At 71.6% G+C, this 19,217-nt stretch carries 13 protein-coding genes and 2 pseudogenes; 8 read left to right on the top strand and 7 right to left on the bottom strand.

The window, feature by feature from the left end; genetic code table 11:
* Positions 1 to 458: 458 nt before the first annotated feature.
* Together serS and ACF08W_RS18315 are read left to right on the top strand one after the other, a co-directional pair.
* Complete coding sequence (gene serS / locus ACF08W_RS18320) at positions 459 to 1,748, top strand: serine--tRNA ligase (RefSeq protein WP_385202604.1); 1,290 nt, start codon at positions 459 to 461, stop codon at positions 1,746 to 1,748.
* Positions 1,745 to 2,551: an HAD family hydrolase gene (locus ACF08W_RS18315; protein WP_392279821.1), complete on the top strand. Its 807-nt coding sequence runs from the start codon at positions 1,745 to 1,747 to the stop codon at positions 2,549 to 2,551. Before serS ends, ACF08W_RS18315 begins: the two co-directional genes overlap by 4 nt.
* 72 nt (positions 2,552 to 2,623) lie before the next feature.
* Here the strand turns inward: ACF08W_RS18315 and ACF08W_RS18310 are convergent, their stop codons facing one another.
* The 5 genes and pseudogenes from ACF08W_RS18310 to ACF08W_RS18290 form a co-directional block, all read right to left on the bottom strand.
* Positions 2,624 to 3,322 (bottom strand): hypothetical protein, encoded by a 699-nt coding sequence (locus ACF08W_RS18310; RefSeq protein WP_392279820.1) that lies wholly within the window; start codon positions 3,320 to 3,322, stop codon positions 2,624 to 2,626.
* Positions 3,323 to 3,620: 298 nt separating this feature from the next.
* Positions 3,621 to 4,340 carry an ABC transporter permease gene (locus ACF08W_RS18305; protein WP_352273993.1) on the bottom strand — a complete coding sequence of 240 codons (720 nt, stop codon included), beginning with the start codon at positions 4,338 to 4,340 and terminating at the stop codon, positions 3,621 to 3,623.
* Positions 4,341 to 4,370: 30 nt separating this feature from the next.
* Complete coding sequence (locus ACF08W_RS18300; protein ID WP_352274225.1) at positions 4,371 to 5,282, bottom strand: ABC transporter ATP-binding protein; 912 nt, start codon at positions 5,280 to 5,282, stop codon at positions 4,371 to 4,373.
* Positions 5,279 to 6,187, bottom strand: a complete 909-nt coding sequence (locus ACF08W_RS18295; RefSeq protein WP_385202613.1) for an ABC transporter permease — start codon at positions 6,185 to 6,187, stop codon at positions 5,279 to 5,281. The genes ACF08W_RS18300 and ACF08W_RS18295 overlap by 4 nt, the downstream gene beginning before the upstream one ends.
* Positions 6,183 to 7,179 (bottom strand): annotated as a pseudogene (locus ACF08W_RS18290) (ABC transporter ATP-binding protein); the annotation flags it as partial. The gene ACF08W_RS18295 and the pseudogene ACF08W_RS18290, both read right to left, overlap by 5 nt.
* 274 nt (positions 7,180 to 7,453) lie before the next feature.
* On the opposite strand from ACF08W_RS18290, the pseudogene ACF08W_RS18285 reads away from it, so the two are divergent.
* The 6 genes and pseudogenes from ACF08W_RS18285 (at position 7,454) to ACF08W_RS18260 (ending at position 13,800) form a co-directional block, all read left to right on the top strand.
* Positions 7,454 to 8,304: pseudogene (locus ACF08W_RS18285) on the top strand (M24 family metallopeptidase).
* On the top strand, positions 8,301 to 10,079 hold the full coding sequence (locus ACF08W_RS18280) for an SDR family oxidoreductase (RefSeq protein WP_392279819.1): 1,779 nt from the start codon (positions 8,301 to 8,303) through the stop codon (positions 10,077 to 10,079). Before ACF08W_RS18285 ends, ACF08W_RS18280 begins: the two are co-directional and overlap by 4 nt.
* A complete protein-coding gene (locus ACF08W_RS18275) occupies positions 10,076 to 11,056 on the top strand; it encodes a MerR family transcriptional regulator (protein WP_392279818.1) in 981 nt (326 codons plus the stop codon). Before ACF08W_RS18280 ends, ACF08W_RS18275 begins: the two co-directional genes overlap by 4 nt.
* 199 nt (positions 11,057 to 11,255) lie before the next feature.
* Positions 11,256 to 11,798, top strand: a complete 543-nt coding sequence (locus ACF08W_RS18270; RefSeq protein WP_385202625.1) for an RNA 2'-phosphotransferase — start codon at positions 11,256 to 11,258, stop codon at positions 11,796 to 11,798.
* A gap of 92 nt (positions 11,799 to 11,890) precedes the next feature.
* Positions 11,891 to 12,790, top strand: a complete 900-nt coding sequence (locus ACF08W_RS18265; protein WP_392279817.1) for an LLM class flavin-dependent oxidoreductase — start codon at positions 11,891 to 11,893, stop codon at positions 12,788 to 12,790.
* Between the two features lie 143 nt (positions 12,791 to 12,933).
* The gene (locus tag ACF08W_RS18260) at positions 12,934 to 13,800 is read left to right on the top strand and encodes a Cof-type HAD-IIB family hydrolase (protein ID WP_352274000.1); all 867 of its coding nucleotides are present in this window, start codon (positions 12,934 to 12,936) and stop codon (positions 13,798 to 13,800) included.
* 47 nt (positions 13,801 to 13,847) lie between these two features.
* Here the strand turns inward: ACF08W_RS18260 and ACF08W_RS18255 are convergent, their stop codons facing one another.
* Both ACF08W_RS18255 and cydD read right to left on the bottom strand, forming a co-directional pair.
* Positions 13,848 to 15,557 (bottom strand): GAF domain-containing sensor histidine kinase, encoded by a 1,710-nt coding sequence (locus ACF08W_RS18255; protein ID WP_392279816.1) that lies wholly within the window; start codon positions 15,555 to 15,557, stop codon positions 13,848 to 13,850.
* 52 nt (positions 15,558 to 15,609) lie between these two features.
* Entirely contained in the window at positions 15,610 to 19,134 is a 3,525-nt protein-coding gene (gene cydD / locus ACF08W_RS18250) for a thiol reductant ABC exporter subunit CydD (RefSeq protein WP_392279815.1), read from the bottom strand.
* Positions 19,135 to 19,217: the final 83 nt, after the last annotated feature.

Raw genomic sequence — 19,217 nt, 5'->3', positions numbered from 1 at the left:
GCGCGTCCACAGCCTGCCAGGACGTCCCAGACGTCACGCATCGGCCAATTCCATTGATCAACTCGCGAAGACGGCCAATTCTCACCCGAACGAGCGCCCGAAGCGGGTTTGAAGCGGATTCAAGGCGAGTCGACGACAGGGACCCACACCCCTTCCCGGCGCTCCCGGAATACTGCCCTCCGGAATCCACAGAACTTCCTCACAGCCTGTGGATAACTTTCGGGAACCCCGGGACCTGTGGACAAGCGAGGGTCAACTACCGCTCCGAGCAAGGATGATGCGTCAAGAGAGTGAAGCCATCTGCCCCATTCGGGCGAATAGACGCTTCTTATTGACAGCCGGAATCCCCTCCGGCCACACAATCTCCCCCAGCATCACTAATTCCGGCAATCTGGGCAAAGTGACACGCTCGCCCATATCGGTTCGAGCGGGGGAAGGGCCACCGGTAGCCTGGAGGGGTGATTGACCTTCGCCTGCTCCGTGAGGACCCCGACCGTGTTCGCGCCTCCCAGCGCGCCCGTGGAGAGGACGTCGGCCTCGTCGACGCCCTGCTCTCCGCCGACGAGCTGCGCAGGTCGTCCGGTGTCCGCTTCGACGAACTCCGCTCCGAGCAGAAAGCGCTCGGCAAACTCATCCCCAAGGCATCGCCCGAGGAGCGCACCGAGCTGCTCAAGCGGGCCGAGCAGCTGAAGGCCGACGTCAAGGCCGCCGACGCGGCCCAGGACGAGGCGGACGCCGAGGCCAAGAGGCTGATGCTGCAGATCGGCAACATCGTCCACGAGGACGTGCCGGTCGGTGGCGAGGAGGACTTCGTCGTCCTGGAGACGCACGGCACGATCCGTGACTTCGGGGCCGAGGGCTTCGAGCCCAGGGACCATCTGGAGCTCGGCGAGAAGCTCGGCGCCATCGACATGGAGCGGGGCGCCAAGGTCTCCGGCTCGCGCTTCTACTACCTGACGGGCGTCGGCGCGCTCCTGGAGCTGGCCCTGGTCAACGCGGCGATCGCGCAGGCCACCGAGGCCGGCTTCGTCCCGATGCTGACCCCCGCGCTGGTCCGCCCGCGCGCCATGGAGGGCACCGGCTTCCTCGGCCAGGCCGCGGAGAACGTGTACCACCTGGAGAAGGACGACTACTACCTGGTCGGCACCTCCGAGGTCCCGCTCGCGGCGTACCACATGGACGAGATCATCGACGCCGAGCAGCTCCCGCTGCGCTACGCCGGCTTCTCGCCCTGCTTCCGCCGCGAGGCCGGCACGTACGGCAAGGACACCCGCGGCATCTTCCGGGTGCACCAGTTCGACAAGGTCGAGATGTTCTCGTACGTCGACCCGGCCGACGCCGAGGCGGAGCACCGCAGGCTCCTGGACTGGGAGAAGCAGTGGCTGACCGGTCTTGAGCTGCCCTTCCAGGTGATCGACGTGGCCACCGGCGACCTGGGCGCCTCGGCCTCCCGGAAGTTCGACTGCGAGGCGTGGATCCCTACCCAGGGCAAGTACCGCGAGCTGACCTCCGCCTCGAACTGCGACGGCTTCCAGGCCCGCCGCCTCTCCGTCCGGATGCGCGACAACCGCGACGGCAAGAAGGTCCTCCAGCCGCTGGCCACGCTGAACGGCACGCTCTGCGCCGTACCGCGCACCATCGTGGCGATCCTGGAGAACCACCAGCTGGCCGACGGTTCGGTCCGGGTGCCCGAGGTGCTCCGGCCCTACCTGGGCGGACGCGAGGTCCTGGAACCGGTCGCCAAGTGACCTTCCCGTACAAGCTCGTCGCGACCGACCTCGACGGCACGCTGCTGCGCAACGACGAGACGGTCTCCGAGCGCACCCGTGAGGCACTGGTCGCGGCCGCCGCGGCCGGTGCCGCGCACATCGTGGTCACCGGCCGGTCGGTCCCGTGGACCCGTCACATCCTGGACGACCTGGGCTACGAGGGGCTCGCGGTCTGCGGCCAGGGCGCGCAGGTGTACCACGCGGGCGAGCGCAGGCTGCTGACCTCGCTGACGCTGGACCGGCAGCTCGCCGGCCTGGCGCTGTCCAAGGTCGAGGCCGAGGTCGGCCCGCTGGCCATGGCGGCGAGCCGTGACGGGCTCGACGGCGAGGTCCTGGTCGGCCCCGGTTACCGCGTGCAGGAAGGACCGCTTCCGGCCGTCGTCGTGGACGATCCGGCCGAGCTGTGGGCCGCGCCGCTGAACAAGGTCTACATCCAGCACCCCGCGCTGGACGACGACGCCCTGGCGGCGGCGGCACGTGCGGCCGTCGGCAGTCTCGTGGACGTGGTCATGGCCGGTCCGGGGATAGTGGAGATCCTTCCGCTCGGGCTGAGCAAGGCGACCGGGCTCTCCCTGGCCGCGCGCCGGCTGGGCGTGAAGGGGGCGGACACCCTGGCCTTCGGTGACATGCCGAACGACATCCCGATGTTCGCCTGGGCGCGGCACGGCGTGGCGATGGCCAACGCGCACAAGGAGCTGAAGGGTGTGGCCCAGGAGGTCACCACCTCCAACCAGGAGGACGGCATCGCCGTGGTCCTGGAGCGGCTCCTCCAGTCCTCGTAGTCTCTTTTCCCCGTAGCGGGAACGGCCGGGAGCGGGGGCGGACAGCCTCCCGCTCCCGGCCTTCTCAGCGGGTCATCGCTGTCTGCGGACGCGGCGACTCAGATCCTTCAGGCTGTGGGCGAGTTCGTCCGTCCTGGCGTCGATCCGGACGACGTTCTCCGAGACGTGCCCCAGCCGCACGCTCATCGCACCGACGACCTGATGTGTGGCGTCCAGCCTCCGGTCGAGGCTGTCGAGCCGGTACGACATCCGGCCGAGGACCGGCCCCAGCTCCTGGAGCGCGGCCCCGACCCCGGCCAGGCAGCTCTCCACCCGGGTGACGCGGTGTTCGAGAGCGGCGTAGCCCGCCCGAAGGTCCCGCTCGGCGTCGAGCAGATACGTACGGACGCATCGGGCGATGTCGCTGTCGCGAAGGAGCATCGCGATGTTGAGGACGGTCCTGCGGGTGTAGAGAGTGAGTTGCGTGGCAGCCTGTGGATAACTTTCCGCCCCCTGCCCGCTCCATAGGGACAACATGTCCCTATGGAATTTCCGCAGCTCATCGCCGCGCATCAGGATGAGGCCGTTCTCCACCACCTCGTCGCGATGCCGCTGCGTGACCTTCTTGACGGCCTCTGTGGATACTTCGAAGTAACGCGCCACATCCTCTGTGCGAACGTGAATTCCGTCCGGGAGCATGACAAGGCTCTTCACCTTGTCGAGGACATCGACGCGCCCCATCTGTTCGACACGCAGCGCGCGTGATTCGAGCAGGGCGACTTCCGTGGGCATGGGCATGACTTCCTGTCGTGAAGCGGGTGATGGACAGCCCTGTCCCGGGCTCGAAGGGTGGAGGACGCTCACGGTTGCCACTCACTCGATGACCGGCCCGACGGCTACTGCCCCGCCGGCACCGGCATTCCCCTGATTCACGAAAGCCACGACGCCACGGATCCTCATTGCCTCCACGCACCCCGCCCAACGAACCGATAACCACACAGTTACGCGGAAACCAGCCGGAAACACATCGGCCCCCGCCCCGGAGGGCGAGGGCCGACGGATGCCGGGGCGTGCGGGGCCGAGGCCCCGGTCACTCCTCTCCGGCCAGCTTCAGCGTCCGCAGCTTCTGGCCCGCGTACCAGGTCGCCACGACCGTGACCGCCGCCAGCAGGATCGTCGCGGTGGTCAGCCCGACGTCGGCGGTGATCAGGCCCGTCCCGCCGACCTTCTCGGCCACCGCCAGGGACCACTGCTGGACGCTGAGCGTGCGCGCCCCGGGGACCAGCGAGCCGAACAGGGCCTCCCACACCAGCGCGTAGACGAGCCCGAGGACGACCGCGTGCCGGCTGACCGTGCCCAGCAGCAGGAACAGCGCGCTGTACGCGATCGAGGCGACCAGCGCCGCGATGGTGTACGCGACCGCGATCTGCTGGCCGTTGCCGTTGAGGATCAGGCCCGCGACCAGCGTGGGCAGTGCCGAGAAGACCATGGTCACGGCGATGGCGACGATCAGCTTGGTGAAGATGATCGTCGGCCGCTTCACCGGCTTGGACAGCAGGTAGACGATCGAGCCGTCGTCGATCTCGGGGCCGATGGCCCCGGTCCCGGCGATCACGCCGATCAACGGCACCATCGTGGCGAGGGCGAAACCGCCCAGCACGTCCGAGGCCACCTGGTCGTCGGAGCCGGCGAACATCCGCACCGCGACGGAGATCATCACCAGCAGCACCGGCAGGACGAACAGGATGGCGGCCCGGCGTCGGCCGAGCAGGGCCCGGTAGGTGAGCCGGGCGACTGTGGGTTCGTACATGACGCTTCACAGCTCCTTTCAGGCCACTACTCAGGCCGATACGAGATAGGAAAAGACCGATTCGAGGGACTCGTCGGACGGCGAAACGGTCAGAAGGCGAATGCCGTGTTCCCGTGCGACCTTGGGCAGCAGCTCGGTGAAGCGTCCGAAGTCGACCGCCTGGATGCGCAGGGCCCGCTCCCCGAGGTCCACCTCGATGCCGGCCGTCGACGGGTCCGCGATCAGGGCGGCGGCGAGGGCGCGGTCGTCGCTGGAGCGTACGAGGTAGCGGTGCGGGCGGTCCGTCATCAGCCGGCGGATCCTGCGGAAGTCGCCGGAGGCCGCGTGCCGTCCGGCCACGATCACCTCGATGTGCGAGGCGAGCTGCTCGACCTCTTCGAGGATGTGCGAGGAGAAGAGCACCGTGCGCCCCTCCGCCCCCATCCGTCGCAGCAGCTCCATCAGCTGCATCCGCTGCCGCGGGTCCATTCCGTTGAACGGCTCGTCGAGCAGCAGCACCGAGGGCTCGTGGACCAGCGCGGACGCCATCTTGACCCGCTGGCGCATGCCCTTGCTGTACGTCGAGATCCTGCGGTCCTGCGCGTACTCCATCTCGACCGTGGCGAGCGCCCGCCGCGCCTCCTCGTCGCCGAGCCCCTGGAGCTCGGCGTTGGCGACGACGAACTCACGGCCGGTCAGGAAGTCGTACATGGCCTCCCGCTCCGGCACGATGCCGATCTCCCGGTAGACGTCCTCGTTGCGCCAGATCGGCCGGCCGTCCAGGGTGACCGTGCCGGTCGACGGGGCGAGGAACCCGGCCATCATGTTGATCAGCGTGGACTTGCCCGCGCCGTTGGGTCCGAGCAGTCCGGTGACGCCCGGCCCCACCGTCATGCTCACGTCGTTGACGGCGACCACATTGCCGAACCAGCGCGAGGTGTGGTCGATCTCGATGGTGGTCACAGCCCGACCCTCCGGTAGCGGCGCATCAGTACGGCGTAGCTGCCGGCAACGAGCGCGAGGAACACGATCAGATAGACCAGGCCGGTCCCGGCCCCCGGGCCTTCCCCTCCGGGGAAGGCCGAGTTGGCGCCGAGGAAGGCGGTCTGCAGGCCGCCGATCAGGGTGATCGGGGAGAACAGCCCCAGCCACTCGACGGCCCCGGTGGAGCCCGTGGACCAGGCGATGGCCTGGACGGTGGAGACCGCCCCGTAGGTGATGGTCAGCACCGCGATCACGGCGGCGACGCCGAAGCCGCGGCGCGGGGTCAGCGCGGCCATCACCAGGCCGAGCGCGGCGAACAGCACGGAGAGCAGCGCGACGGAGACCATGCCCTGTCCGAATCCCTTGGTCTGCTCGGCGAAGTCGAACTTCGCGAGGAGCGCGCCCAGGTAGAGGATGACGAGCGGCACGCCGGTGAGGATGAGGAGGGCGGACGCCATGGCGGCCAGCTTGGCCACGACGTAGTCCACCCGTTCGATCGGCCGCGAGAAGTACAGCGGCACGCTCTTGAAGCGCAGGTCCCTGGAGACGGACTGCGGCGCCTGGGACGCGAGGAAGAGACCGATCACGGCCTGGAGGAAGATCGCGAAGTCGGTGTACTTCAACGGCAGCGCCTTCATGCCCGGGGTGGCGACCGCGACCGCGACGATGATCGCCGCGACCAGGCACATCACGCCGAAGAGCAGCATCGGCAGCACCTTGGACTTGGCGGAACGGCCCAGCCCGAAGGCTCCGCGCAGCGACTGCGTGTAGAGCGAGCGCCGCGCGTAGCCCCGGCCCAGCCGGGGGCCGTCGTACGAGCGGTAGCCGATGTTGTGGATGCGGGAGGTCTCGCTCCCGGCCGTGGTCCCGGTCCCGTTGCTCATCACGACCGCTCCCCTTCTGCTGTACGGGCGGCCGACGCGGAGGCGCCGGGTGCCGGGGCGGTGGCGGCGTGGGGTTCCTCGGCGCGGAAAACCTCGGCGATGTGGTGGCGGCGCTGCTCCATCCGTACGAGGCCGAGCCCGAGCCCGGCGACGCTGTCGCGCACGGTGTCGTACGTCTCCTCGCCGACGGCCTCGATCAGCAGGATGTGGCCCGCGCCGGGCAGTCCCTGGGTGTCGAGCCCGTCGTGGCCGAGCAGCTTCACCCCGGCCTCGGTGAGGACGCGGCGGAGCGCGTCGGTGCCGTCGGGGTGGGTGTCGCTGTCGGTGACCTCGATCGCGAGGGTGGCGGTGGTCTGGGTGAAGTCGCTGGTGGAGCTGGAGCGCAGCAGGGTGCCGCCGTCGATGACGACGACGTGGTCGCAGGTGCGTTCCAGCTCGCCCAGGAGGTGCGAGGTGACCAGGACCGAGATGCCGAAGTCGGTGTGGACGCGGCGGATCAGGGCGAGCATCTCGTCGCGGCCGACCGGGTCCAGGCCGTTGGTCGGTTCGTCGAGCAGGACCAGACGCGGGTCGTGGACGAGCGCCTGCGCCAGCTTGACGCGCTGCTTCATGCCGGTCGAGTAGCCGCCGATGGGCCGGTAGCGCTCCTCGTAGAGGCCCACGTGCCGCAGCGTGTCGGCGGTGCGCTCGCGGGCGGCGGTCGGGGGCAGCCCGGACATCCGCGCCATGTGGACGACGAGCTCGGTGGCCGAGACGTCGGGCGGGAGGCAGTCGTGCTCGGGCATGTAGCCGACCCGTTCCCGAATGGCGGCGCCCTCGGTGGCGACGTCGAGGCCGAGCACGGAGGCCCGGCCCTCGGTGGCGGGGGACAGCCCCAGCAGGATCTTGATCAATGTGGACTTGCCGGCCCCGTTGGAACCCACCAGCCCCGTCACGCCGGGGCCGATGTCCAGGGAGAGCCGGTCAAGCGCGGTCACCCGGGGGAACCGCATAGTCAGGCGCTCAGTCGCGATCACAGTCACATATCGAACGTAGTGGCACGGCTCACTGCGGTCGTCAGCCCTGGCGGCTGGATCGGCGTCCGACTCCAGATGTACGTACCCGTAGGGGAGCCGTCACGGCGGACGACATCCCGGCACCGGGCCGGGCCCGGCCGGGTTTTCCACAGGCGCCCGCACACCTCTTGACGTAGCCGTCGGACATTGTCACATTCATCAGTGTCACGTTACGGGCACGTACCGCACACAGCAGGGAACGGACGGTGGCATGCATTCGGTGGTGAAGGACGTACACGCCCCGGAGTTGCGGGGGTTCAGAGAGGTGCAGAGCCTCGCGTACGCCTGCGCGGAGGCGGTCGCGGCCCGGCTCGAACCGGGAGTGACCGAGCGCGAGGCGGCCCGGATGCAGCGTGACTGGCTGCGTGAGCGGGGGTGCGGGACTGGTTCCATCTCCCGTTCGCCTGGTTCGGCGACCGTACGGCGTTCACCGGATTCAAGGTGCCGCTGCAGTTCTTCCCGGGCAACCGGAAGTTGGAGCCGGGGATGCCGTTCATCCTCGACATGGCGCCCGTGTTCAAGGGCTTTACTGCCGACATCGGCTACTCCGGCTGTCTCGGCCCCAACCCGCTGCACGACAAGCTCCTCGCCGACCTGGAGGTGCACCGCGCGCTGATACTGCGCGAGGTGCGCGAGCGGCGCTCGTTGCGCGAGATATACGAGGACGTGGACCGTCTGATGGTCCGGCAGGGCTACGCCAACCGGCACCGCGCCTACCCCTTCGGGGTCATCGCGCACAAGGTCGACCGCGTCGCCGAACGGCTTTGGTCCCCGCACGTGTTCGGCTTCGGCACCCAGTCCCTCAAGGGGCTGCTGGGCGACGCGCTGCATGGGCACCGGGACGGCTGGTCCCCGCTGTGGAGCCCCTACCGCTTCTCCGACCACCCTCCGCAGCCCGGGCTGTGGGCGGTCGAGCCCCATCTCGGATTCCGGGGCATGGGTGCCAAGTTCGAGGAGATCCTGGTGGTCACCGACTCCAAGGACCCCGAGCAGAGCGCCTTCTGGCTGGACGACGATCTGCCGCATGTGCGGCGCTGGGCCGAGGAAAGGGTGGCGGCATGAGCCTGCCGAGCCTGCCTGGTGCGCGCGAGCGCCGGGTGCGTACGGGTGGAATCGAGCTGTGTGTCGCGGAGTTGGGCGACGCCTCGCGACCGACGGTCGTCCTGGTCCACGGCTATCCGGACAGCAAGGAGGTCTGGGCCGACGTGGCGGCGCAGCTGGCCGAGCGGTGGCATGTCGTGCTGTACGACGTGCGCGGGCACGGCCGGTCCAGCGCGCCGAAGCCCCTGCGCGGCGGGTTCACCCTGGAGAAGCTGACGGACGACTTCCTGGCGGTCGCCGACGCGGTGAGCCCCGACCGGCCGGTGCACCTCGTGGGGCACGACTGGGGGTCGGTCCAGTCCTGGGAGTTCGCCACGGTCGAGCGGACCGAGGGCCGGATCGCTTCGTTCACCTCGATGTCCGGCCCTTCCCTGGACCACTTCGGGCACTGGATCAAGCAGCGGATGACCCGGCCCACCCCGCGCCGGGTGGGTCAGCTGCTCGGCCAGGGCGCCAAGTCCTGGTACGTGTACATGCTGCACACGCCCGTCCTGCCGGAGCTGGCCTGGCGCGGGCCGCTCGGCAAGCGGTGGCCGCGCATCCTGGAGCGGCTGGAGAAGGTGCCCGCGGGCGACTACCCGACGGCCTCACTGCCCCGCGACGCGGCGCACGGCGCCTGGCTCTACCGCGACAACGTCCGCGCCCGGCTGGGCCGGCCCCGCGACGACGCCTACGCGCACGTGCCGGTCCAGCTGATCACGCCGACCGGCGACGTCTTCCTCTCGGAGCGGCTCTACGACCAGTTGGAGCTGTGGGCACCTCGGTTGGTGCGCCGGTCGCTCGAAGGGAAGCACTGGGTGCCGCGCACCAGGCCGGATCAACTCGCCTCTTGGATAAGCGAGTTCGTCGACGCCAACGAGACGTCCAGGGAGGTTGCCCCGGTCCTGGAAGCCGCTCCGACCGGAGCGTACGCGGACCGGTTCGGCGGTCGGCTGGTCCTGGTGACGGGGGCGGCCGGGGGTATCGGCCGGGCCATTTCCTTCGCGTTCGCCGAGGCGGGCGCCCGGGTGGTGGCCGTGGACCGGGACGCGGAGGGGGCGGCCCGGACCGCGGAGCTGGCCCGGCTGATCGGCGCCCAGGACGCCTGGGGAGAAGTGGCCGACGTCAGCGACGAGCAGGCGATGGAGAAGCTCGCCGAGAAGGTGGCCGCCGAGTACGGCATCGTCGACGTGCTGGTCAACAACGCCGGGATCGGGCTGTCCGGCTCCTTCCTGGACACCACCAGCGAGGACTGGAAGAACGTTCTCGACGTCAACCTGTGGGGGGTCATCCACGGCTGCCGGATCTTCGGCAGGCAGATGGCCGAGCGCGGCCAGGGCGGCCACATCGTCAACACCGCTTCCGCCGCCGCCTACCAGCCGTCCAGGGCGCTGCCCGCGTACAGCACGTCCAAGGCGGCGGTGCTGATGCTCAGCGAGTGCCTGCGGGCGGAATTCGCCGAGCGGTCGATCGGGGTCAGCGCCATCTGCCCCGGCATCGTCAACACCAACATCACGGCGACGACGCACTTCGCCGGGGCCGACGCCGCCGAGGAGACCAGGCTGCGGAAGCGGACCAGCAGACTGTACGGGCTCCGCAACTACCCCCCGGAGCGGGTCGCGGACGCGGTGCTCAAGGCGGTGGTGCGCAACCAGGCCGTCGTGCCGGTGACCCCGGAGGCGCGTGGCGCCCGGCTCCTCTCCCGGTTCGGCCCCGGTGTGCTGCGCGGGATCGCCCGGCTGAAGCCGCCGCTGTGACCGGCCCCACGCGACCGGCCCCGGCGGCGGACCGGCCGTCCGCCGCCGAGTACCGGATCGAGGACCTGGCGCACGCCAGCGGGGCCACGGTCCGGACGATCCGCGCCTACCAGGACCGCGGCCTGCTGCCGACACCGGAGCGGCGCGGCCGCGCCAACGTGTACCGGGAGACCCATCTCGCCCGGCTCCGGCAGATCGCCGACCTGCTGGACCGGGGCTACACCCTGGCCAGCATCAAGGAGCTCCTGGACGCCTGGGACACCGGCCGCGGCCTCGGCGGGGTGCTCGGGCTCGTCGCCGAGGTGCACGGCCCCTGGACGGACGAGCAGGCCGACCGGATCACCCTGACCGAACTGGTCGAAGCGTTCGGCGGCGTACCGGACGACGAGGCGGTGGCCGAGGCCGTGGAGCTGGGGGTGCTCGAACCGGTCCCGGGGAAGGACGACGAGTTCCTGGTGCCGAGCCCCCAGGAGCTCGCCGTGGCGGTGGAGTTGCACGGGGCGGGGGTTCCGCTCATCGCGATCTCCGGGCATCTGCGGGAACTTCGCGGCCAAGTCGAGCAGATCGCCTCCCGCTTCCTGGAGTTCACCACCGAGCACGTCTTCGCCCGCTATCTGGGCCATCGGCCGCCGACCGACTCGGACGCGGCCGAGGCGGCCGCCATGGTGCGCCGGCTGCGACCGCTCGCCCAGCAGACGGTCGACGCGGAACTGGCCCGTGCCATGCGCACGTTCGCGACCCGCCATCTGCACCACCACCTCGGCGCCGACACCCCGCTCGGCGGCGACGTCCTTCCGATCGCCGCGCTTCCGGTGGAGCTGCCACCCCAGACGATCCGGGCCGTTCAGCGGCTGGTTGGCGAGGAGAACGTGGCGGCGTTCGTCGCTGCGGCCGCCGAACGCGAGGTACAGAAAAGGACCTTGGACTCTCTTGTTTCACCACCCCCAGAAATAGACAAAGTTGATCAAATAACCTAAAACGCACAGTAGTTGTCCACAGAATCGCCAATTCGCCTGTGGATAAGTCGTCCTGACTGTGGATCAAACCTATGGATGCACAGTTTTTCCGGAGCGCTTCGGAGCACTTCGGAACGCCTCGAAGCGTCGCTGAGCAGTGCGTCGCGGTGCGGGCGAAACCCGGGTGCGTCGGAGGGAGCGCCGCGGGCACTCTGGCGGCATGGACGAAAGACGCACCGTCAAGGTGTCCAAATACCTCTCGAAACACCTGCGCCATCAGCCGGAGCGCATCGGCATCACCCTCGACGCCCAAGGCTGGGTGCCGATCGACACGCTGCTGCGCGCCCTGGCCCGGCACAACGTCCCGCTCACCCGCGCCGAGCTGGACCATGTCGTCGCCACCAACGACAAGCGGCGGTTCGCCGTGGAGGGCGACCGGATCCGGGCCAGCCAGGGACACACCGTCCCGGTGGACCTCGGTCTGCCGCCCGCCGAACCGCCCGCGTACCTCTACCACGGCACGGTGGGCCGGGTGCTGGACCAGATCCGGAGCGAGGGGCTGCGCCCCATGAACCGCACACACGTCCACCTCTCGCCCGACCGGGAGACGGCGACCAGGGTGGGCGCCCGGCGCGGCCGTCCCGTCGTGCTGTCGGTGGACGCGGGCGCGATGCACCGCGCCGGCCACACCTTCCACGTCAGCGCCAACGGCGTCTGGCTCACCGACGCCGTACCGCCGCCGTTCCTCAGGCTGCGCGGCTGACCAACGGCACCGCCTGGCCGGAAGCGCGGCCGGTAGAACCCGTCCGTCGCTTTCTCCCGGGCGGCCGGGAGAGCCCACGTATCGTCGGGGACATGCGTCTGAGCACCGTGATCCTCCCCATCCATCGGTGGGCGGAAGGACAGAAGATCTGGCAGCGGGCCGAGGAACTCGGGTTCCATGCCGCGTACACATACGACCACCTGGCCTGGCGGTCCTTCCGGGACGGCCCCTGGTTCGGTGCCGTCCCGACCCTCACCGCCGCCGCCACGGCGACCGAGCGCATCCGGCTGGGTACCCTCGTCACCTCCCCCAACTTCCGGCACCCCGTCACGCTCGCCAAGGACCTCATCACCCTGGACGACGTCAGCGACGGCCGCATCACCCTGGGCATCGGCGCCGGGGGCAACGGGTTCGACGCCACGACGCTGCGCCGGAGCGGCGAGGAGCCGTGGACCCCGCGCGAGCGGGCGGACCACTTCGACGAGTTCGTACCGCTGCTCGACCGGCTGCTGCGCGAGCCCTCGGTGACGTACGAGGGGACGTTCTACGCGGCGAACGAGGCCCGGAACGTGCCCGGCTGCGTCCAGCGGCCCCGGCTGCCGTTCGCGGTGGCCGCCACCGGCCCGCGCGGCATGAAGCTCGCCGCCCGGTACGGGCAGGCATGGGTCACCACCGGCGACCCGAAGCTCTACGAGACGGGTACCCCCGAGCAGTCCGTGGCGGCCATCCGCAAGCAGATCGCCAAGCTGGACGCGGCCTGCGAGGCCGTCGGCCGGGACGCCTCCGAACCGGACCGGATCCTGCTCACCGGCTTCACCCCGGACCGCCCGCTCCAGTCCTTCGACGCCTTCGTGGACTTCGCGGGCACCCACTTCGAACTGGGCTTCACGGAGATCGTCATCCACACCCCGATCCCCGATTCCGACTTCGCGGCGGACGAGAAGGTCTTCGAGCGGATCGCCACCGAAGGACTGGCCCAGCTCGGCCACTGACCGCCCGGCCCCGAGCCCGGAATCCGGGGTGCGGTCAGCACTGCTGGCATATGCCTCAGGCATGCCCACCTGGTCAGGGGCGTACATCCTCAGATGTGCGCCCCTCCGCACGCCCGTGCACGCTCGTACGGGAGAATGAACGGGTGACCTCAGCTTCCGATTCGCCCTCGCCCGCCGCTGTCCGGCTGATCGCCACCGACCTGGACGGAACCCTGCTCCGCGACGACAAGAGCGTCTCCGCGCGCACGGTCGCCGCGCTCGCCGCCGCCGAGGAGGAGGGCATCGAGGTCTTCTTCGTCACCGGGCGCCCGGCCCGCTGGATGACGGTCGTCAGCGACCATGTGCACGGTCACGGCCTGGCGATCTGCGCCAACGGCGCGGCGGTGGCGGATCTGCACGCGGGCGGCGAGCTGGTCAAGATCCGTCCGCTGGAGCGGTCCGTCGCCCTGGACGTGGTCCGTGCGCTGCGGGCCGCCGCCCCCGGCACCTCCTTCGCCGTGGAGCTGGCCACCGGCATCCACTACGAGCCGGCGTACCCGCCCCTCCACCTGGACCCGAACGCCACGGTCGCCCCGGTCGAGAAGCTGCTGGACGAGGAGAGGCCAGGCGCCGGCATCCCGATGCTGAAGCTCCTCGCCCACCACACCGAGCTGGACCCGGACGCGTTCCTCGCCCTGGCCCTCGCGGCGGCCGGGGACCGGGCGGCCTTCACCCGGTCCAGCCCGACGGCCCTGCTGGAGGTCAGCGGTACGGGGGTCTCCAAGGCCAGCACGCTGGAGCTGTGCTGCGCCGAGCGCGGCATCTCGCCCGCCGAGGTCGTCGCCTTCGGCGACATGCCCAACGACGTGGAGATGCTGCGCTGGGCAGGCACCTCGTACGCGATGGGCAACGCCCACCCGGCCGCGCTCGCCGCCGCCACCGGCCGCACCGCCACCAACGCCGAGGACGGTGTCGCCCTCGTCATCGAGCGGATCATCGCCGAGCGCCGGACCCCGGGCCGGGTGCCCTGACGCCCGCCCGGTCACACCGGCCCCGCCCCGGACCCGGCCCCGTCCGCTCAGACCGGGACCTCCCACACCACCGTCGTCCCACCGCCGTCCTCCCCGATGCCGGGGCCGAACCAGCTGGCCCCGCCCAGTGACTCCGCCCGGCGCGCCAGGTTCCGCAAGCCGCTGCGGCGGCCGCCCTCGGGGATGCCCACCCCGTCGTCGGCGACCGACAGCCGTACCGCCGCCCGCCCGTCCGGCAGCGTCGCCGTGGCATCGACGACCACGTCGATCACGGACGCGTCGGCGTGCCGGAAGGCGTTGGACAGCGCCTCCCGCAACGCCGCGATCAGGTTCTTGCCGGTCAGCTCACCGACCAGCGAGTCGACCGGGCCGAGGAAGCGGTGCGAGGGCTTGAAGCCCAGCGGGACCGCCGCCGTGTTGATCTCGCGCAGAACGCGGGTGCGCAGCCCCGACGGGGCCTCGGCGGGCTCCTGCTGGAGGGCGAAGATCGCGGTGCGGATCTCCTGGATGGTCACGTCCAGTTCGTCGACCGCCCGGCCGATCCCGTTCCGCTCCTCGGGCACGGACGACCGCCGCTGGGCGCTCTCCAGCATCATCCCGGTGGCGAACAGCCGCTGGATCACCAGATCGTGCAGATCGCGGGCGATCCGGTCGCGGTCCTCGTAGACCGCCAGCCGCTCCCGGTCCCGCTGCGCCTCGGCCATCTTCAGAGCGAGCGCGGCCTGCGAGGCGAACTGCGTGGCGAGGGTCCGCTCCGCCTCCGTGAACGGCCGGCCGCCCCGGGTCCGGGGCGTGGCGAGCGCGCCCAGCACCCGCCCGCCGCTCTGCAGCGGCAGCAGCATGCTCGGGCCGTACCGGGGTGCCAGTGAGGTGACCATCCGGGGATCGGTGGCCGAGTCGTCCACGAAGACCGGTTCGCCCTCCAGCAGTCTCGTGGCGATCGGGCTCTCCGGGCCGATGACCACCCCGAGCGAGGAGGCGGGGTCGTCCGCGGAGACGGCGACGACTTCGAGACCGCCGTCCCCGGTGGGCAGCAGCACCACCCCCGCGGCGGCGTCGGCGAGGCGGCGGGCCTGCTCGGCGACGACGGAGAGCGCGTCATCGGCGTCCCCGCCGGAGAGCAGGGTGGTCGTCACGGCCACCGAACCGTCGATCCAGCGCTCGCGCTGGCGCGCCGCCTCGTACAGCCGGGCGTTGCCGATGGCGATCCCGGCCTCCGTGGCGAGGACCCGCACCATGTGCAGGTCGTAGTCGTTGAACTCGCCGCCGCCGTCCTTCTCGGCCAGGTACAGATTGCCGAAGATCTCGCCCTGCACCCGGATCGGGACGCCGAGGAAGGTCCGCATCGGGGGATGGCCGGGCGGGAACCCGGCGAACCTCGGATCGGCCGTCAGATCGGCGAGCCGCACCGGGACCGGATCGTGGATCAGCGCGCCCAGCAGCCCCCGGTGTCCGTCCGGGCGGCGCCCGATCCGGGCCACCGTCTCGTCCGGCACCCCGTACGTGACGAAGTCGGAGAGGCCCTCGCCCTCCGCGTCGACGACGCCGATCGCGGCGTAGCGGGAGTGGGCCAGCTCGGCGGCGGTCTCGCAGATCCGGTCGAGGGTGGAGTGCAGTTCCAGCCCCGCGCCGACGGACCGCATGGCCTCCAGCAACTGCGGGATGCGGGCGGTGATCTCGGCCGACAGGCCCTGGAGACTGCGCGTCGCCCGGGTGGCCGCTTCGAGTGACTCGTTCGGGTCCTGCTCCTCCGGCATACCCCGAGCGTAGTTAGTACCTATTGACAGGGAAAGTCGGCTTTGCCAGGGCTCACGCGGGTACCCCGGCCGTCTCGTCGGGCATCCCCTCGGAGTCCCGCTCGCGGTCCAGCATCCGGCGCAGCGGGCCTTCGACGGCGGCCAGCTCGGCGTACGGGCCGCGCTGCACGACCCGGCCCGCGTCCAGCACCAGCACCTCGTCCACGGCATCGAGCCCCTTCAGCCGGTGGGTGATCAGTACGGTGGTACGCCCCTCGGTCGCCGCCAGCAGATCCGCCGTCAACGCGTCCGCCGTCGCCAGGTCGAGGTGCTCGGCCGGCTCGTCCAGGACCAGTACGGGGAAGTCGGCGAGGAGCGCCCTGGCCAGGGCGAGGCGGCGGTGCTGACCGCCGGAGAGCCGGGCGCCGTGTTCGCCCACCAGGGTGTCGAGCCCGTCCGGCAGCGCGTCGGCCCAGTCCAGGAGCCGCGCCCGGTCGAGGGCGGCCCGCAGCTCCGCCTCCGTCGCGCCGGTACGGGCCAGCCGCAGGTTCTCCCGTACGGAGCTGTCGAAGACGTGGGCGTCCTGGGCGCACAGCCCCACGGACCGCCGCACCGTGTCCCCGTCCAGCGCACCGGCCTCGACCCCGCCGATCCGGTACGTGCCGGCCCGGGCGTCCAGAAAGCGGACCAGGACCTGCGCGAGGGTGGTCTTTCCCGAGCCGGAGGGCCCGACGACGGCGATGCGCCGGCCGGCGGTCAGCGTCAGGTCGACACCGTCGAGGGCCTCGCGGTCCGTGCCCGCGTACCGCGCCGACACCCCGCGCAGCTCCAGCGGGAAGGGCGAGGCGGGTGCCTCCGCCGGTTCGGCGGGCTCGCGCACCGGCAGGGGAGCGTCCAGGACCTCGAACACCCGCTCCGCGCTCCGCTCGACCCGGCGGCGGTACTGCACGGCGAGCGGCAGTCCGGCCACCGCCTCGAAGGCGGCCAGCGGGGTCAGCACCAGCACCGCGAGCTCCACCCCGGCGAGCCGGCCGTCCCGTACGGCGGGCAGCGCGACGAGCGCGGTGGCGACGACGGTGAGTCCGGTGATCAGCGTGGAGAGGCCGCCGCCGAGGGCGGTGGCGGTGGCGGCGCGCGCCGCGATGCGGGTCAGCACGCCGTCGGCCTCCCGGGTCCGTTCCACCCGGGCGGGCAGGGCGCCCGCGACGGTCAGTTCGGCGGTCCCGCCGAGCAGGTCGGTGACCCGGGTGGCCAGTTCGGCGCGGGCCGGGGCGAGCCGGCGCTCCGCCTGCCGGGAGCAGGCGCCGCTGATCAGCGGTACGCCCACCCCGGCCAGCAGCAGCCCGGCGGCCAGCACCGCACCCGCCGCCGGGAGCAGCCAGCCGACGAAGCCGACGGTCGCCGTCCCGACGACCACGGCGGTCCCGGCCGGGAGCAGCCAGCGCAGCCAGTAGTCCTGGAGCGCGTCGACGTCGGCGACCAGCCGGGAGAGCAGGTCCCCGCGCCGGGTCCGGCGCAGCCCTGCGGGGGCGACGCGCTCCAGGCCCCGGTAGACGGCGACCCGGAGATCGGCGAGCATCGCGAGCACCGCGTCGTGCGAGACCAGGCGCTCGGCGTAGCGGAAGACGGCCCGGCCCAGGCCGAAGGCGCGGGTCGCCGTCACCGCGACCATGAGGTAGAGCACCGGGGGCTGTTCCGAGGCGCGCGCGATCAGCCAGCCGGAGACCGCCATGAGCCCAACGGCGGAGCCCACGGCGAGGCTCCCCAGCAGCAGCGCGAGCGCCAGTCGGCCGCGTCGCGCCCCCGCCGCCTCCCGGACCCGGCGCAGGACGTGCCCTGGACGGGCCGGGGTGTCCGGCGACGCCCCGGGGTCCGGGGCACCGGCGGCGTTCTCCGTCCGACTCTGCGCGGCTCCGGCGGCCCGGGTGGTCCCGGCGGCCCCGGCCCGCTCCGGAAGCGCCGTGGCATCCGGGATCAGGCGCACCACCCGGTCGGCCACCGCGAGCAGCGCCGGGCGGTGCACGACCAGCAGCACGGTCCGGCCCTCGGCCAGCCGCCGCACCGCCTCGACGATCCCCGCCTCCGTCTCGCCGTCCAGGCTCGCGGTGGGCTCGTCGAGCAGCAGCACCGGGCGGTCGGCGAGGAAGGCCCGGGCGAGCGCGAGCCGCTGCCGCTGTCCGGCGGAGAGCCCGGCGCCGTCCTCGCCGATCCGGGTCCGCGCCCCCTCGGGCAGCGCCGCGACGAAGTCCTGGGCCCCGGCGTCCCGCAGTGCGGCCGCCACCGCCCGGTCGTCGGCGTCCGGCCGGGCCAGCCGTACGTTCTCGGCGATGGTGCCCGCGAAGAGGTACGGGCGCTGCGGCACCCAGGCGATCCGCTCCCGCCACCGCTCGGGCGCGAGCTCCGCCAGGTCGACGCCGCCGACCCGTACCCGTCCCTCGTCCGGCCGGGTGAAGCCGAGGACCACGTCGAGCAGGGTGGACTTCCCGACGCCGCTGGGGCCGACCAGCGCCACGGTCTCCCCCTCGTCCACCACCAGCGAGGCCCGGTCCAGGGAGGGGGTGCCGCGGCCCTCGTGGCGTACGGTCACCTCTTCCAGCTCCAGCCGCAGCGAGCCGGGAACGTCCGCCGTCCCGCTCGTGGGCGGCTCGGTCTCCAGCACCGCGAAGATCTCCTCCGCGGCGGAGAGCCCCTCGGCGGCGGCGTGGTACTGGGCGCCGACCTGGCGGATCGGCAGATATGCCTCGGGGGCCAGGATCAGCACCACCAGCCCGGTGTAGAGGTCGAGTTCGCCGTGGACCAGGCGCATGCCGATGGTGACGGCCACCAGGGCCACCGAGAGCGTCGCCAGCAGTTCCAGCGCGAAGGACGAGAGGAAGGCGATCCGCAGGGTCCTCAGGGTCGCCCGGCGGTACTGGGTGGTGATCGTGCGGATGGATTCGGCCTGTGCCTTGGCCCGGCCGAAGACCTTCAGGGTCGGCAGTCCGGCGACCACGTCGAGGAAGTGGCCGGAGAGCCGGGACAGCAGCCGCCACTGGCGGTCCATCCGCGACTGGGTGGCCCAGCCGATGAGGATCATGAAGAGCGGGATGAGCGGCAGCGTCACCACGATGATCGCGGCGGAGACCCAGTCCTCGGTGACGATCCGGGCGAGGACCGCCACCGGGACGACCACCGCGAGGCCGAGCTGGGGCAGATAGCGCGCGAAGTAGTCGTCGAGCGCGTCGACGCCCCGGGTCGCGAGCGCCACCAGGGAACCGGTGCGCTGACCGGTGAGCCAGCCGGGGCCGAGCGCGGCGGCCCGCTCCAGCAGCCGGCCGCGGAGCTCGGACTTGACCGCCGCGCTGGCCCGGTACGCGGCCAGTTCGGTCAGCCAGGAGACCAGCGCCCGCCCCAGCGCGACCCCGGCGAGCAGGATCAGCGGGGTCCGGAGCCCGGCGGCGGTGAGTCCGTCCTCGAACCCGCCGACCACGATCTCGGCGACGAGCATGGCCTGGGCGATGACCAGCGCCGCCCCGACCACGCCCAGCGCCACCACGGCTGCCAGGAAGAGGCGGGTGGCGCGGGCGTGGTGGAGCAGCCGCGGGTCGATCGGTTTCACGTGAAACAGCCCCTAGCGAGCTCGGTCGGCGGACCGGGGCCGGCGAGGTGCCCGGCCCGGTCCGCCGGAGGGATCCCGGATGC

The organism is Streptomyces sp. NPDC015144, assembly GCF_043079735.1.
Taxonomy (GTDB): Bacteria; Actinomycetota; Actinomycetes; order Streptomycetales; family Streptomycetaceae; genus Streptomyces.
Note: the sequence above shows the minus strand (reverse complement) of the source record. Positions and strands in the feature narration are given on the sequence as shown.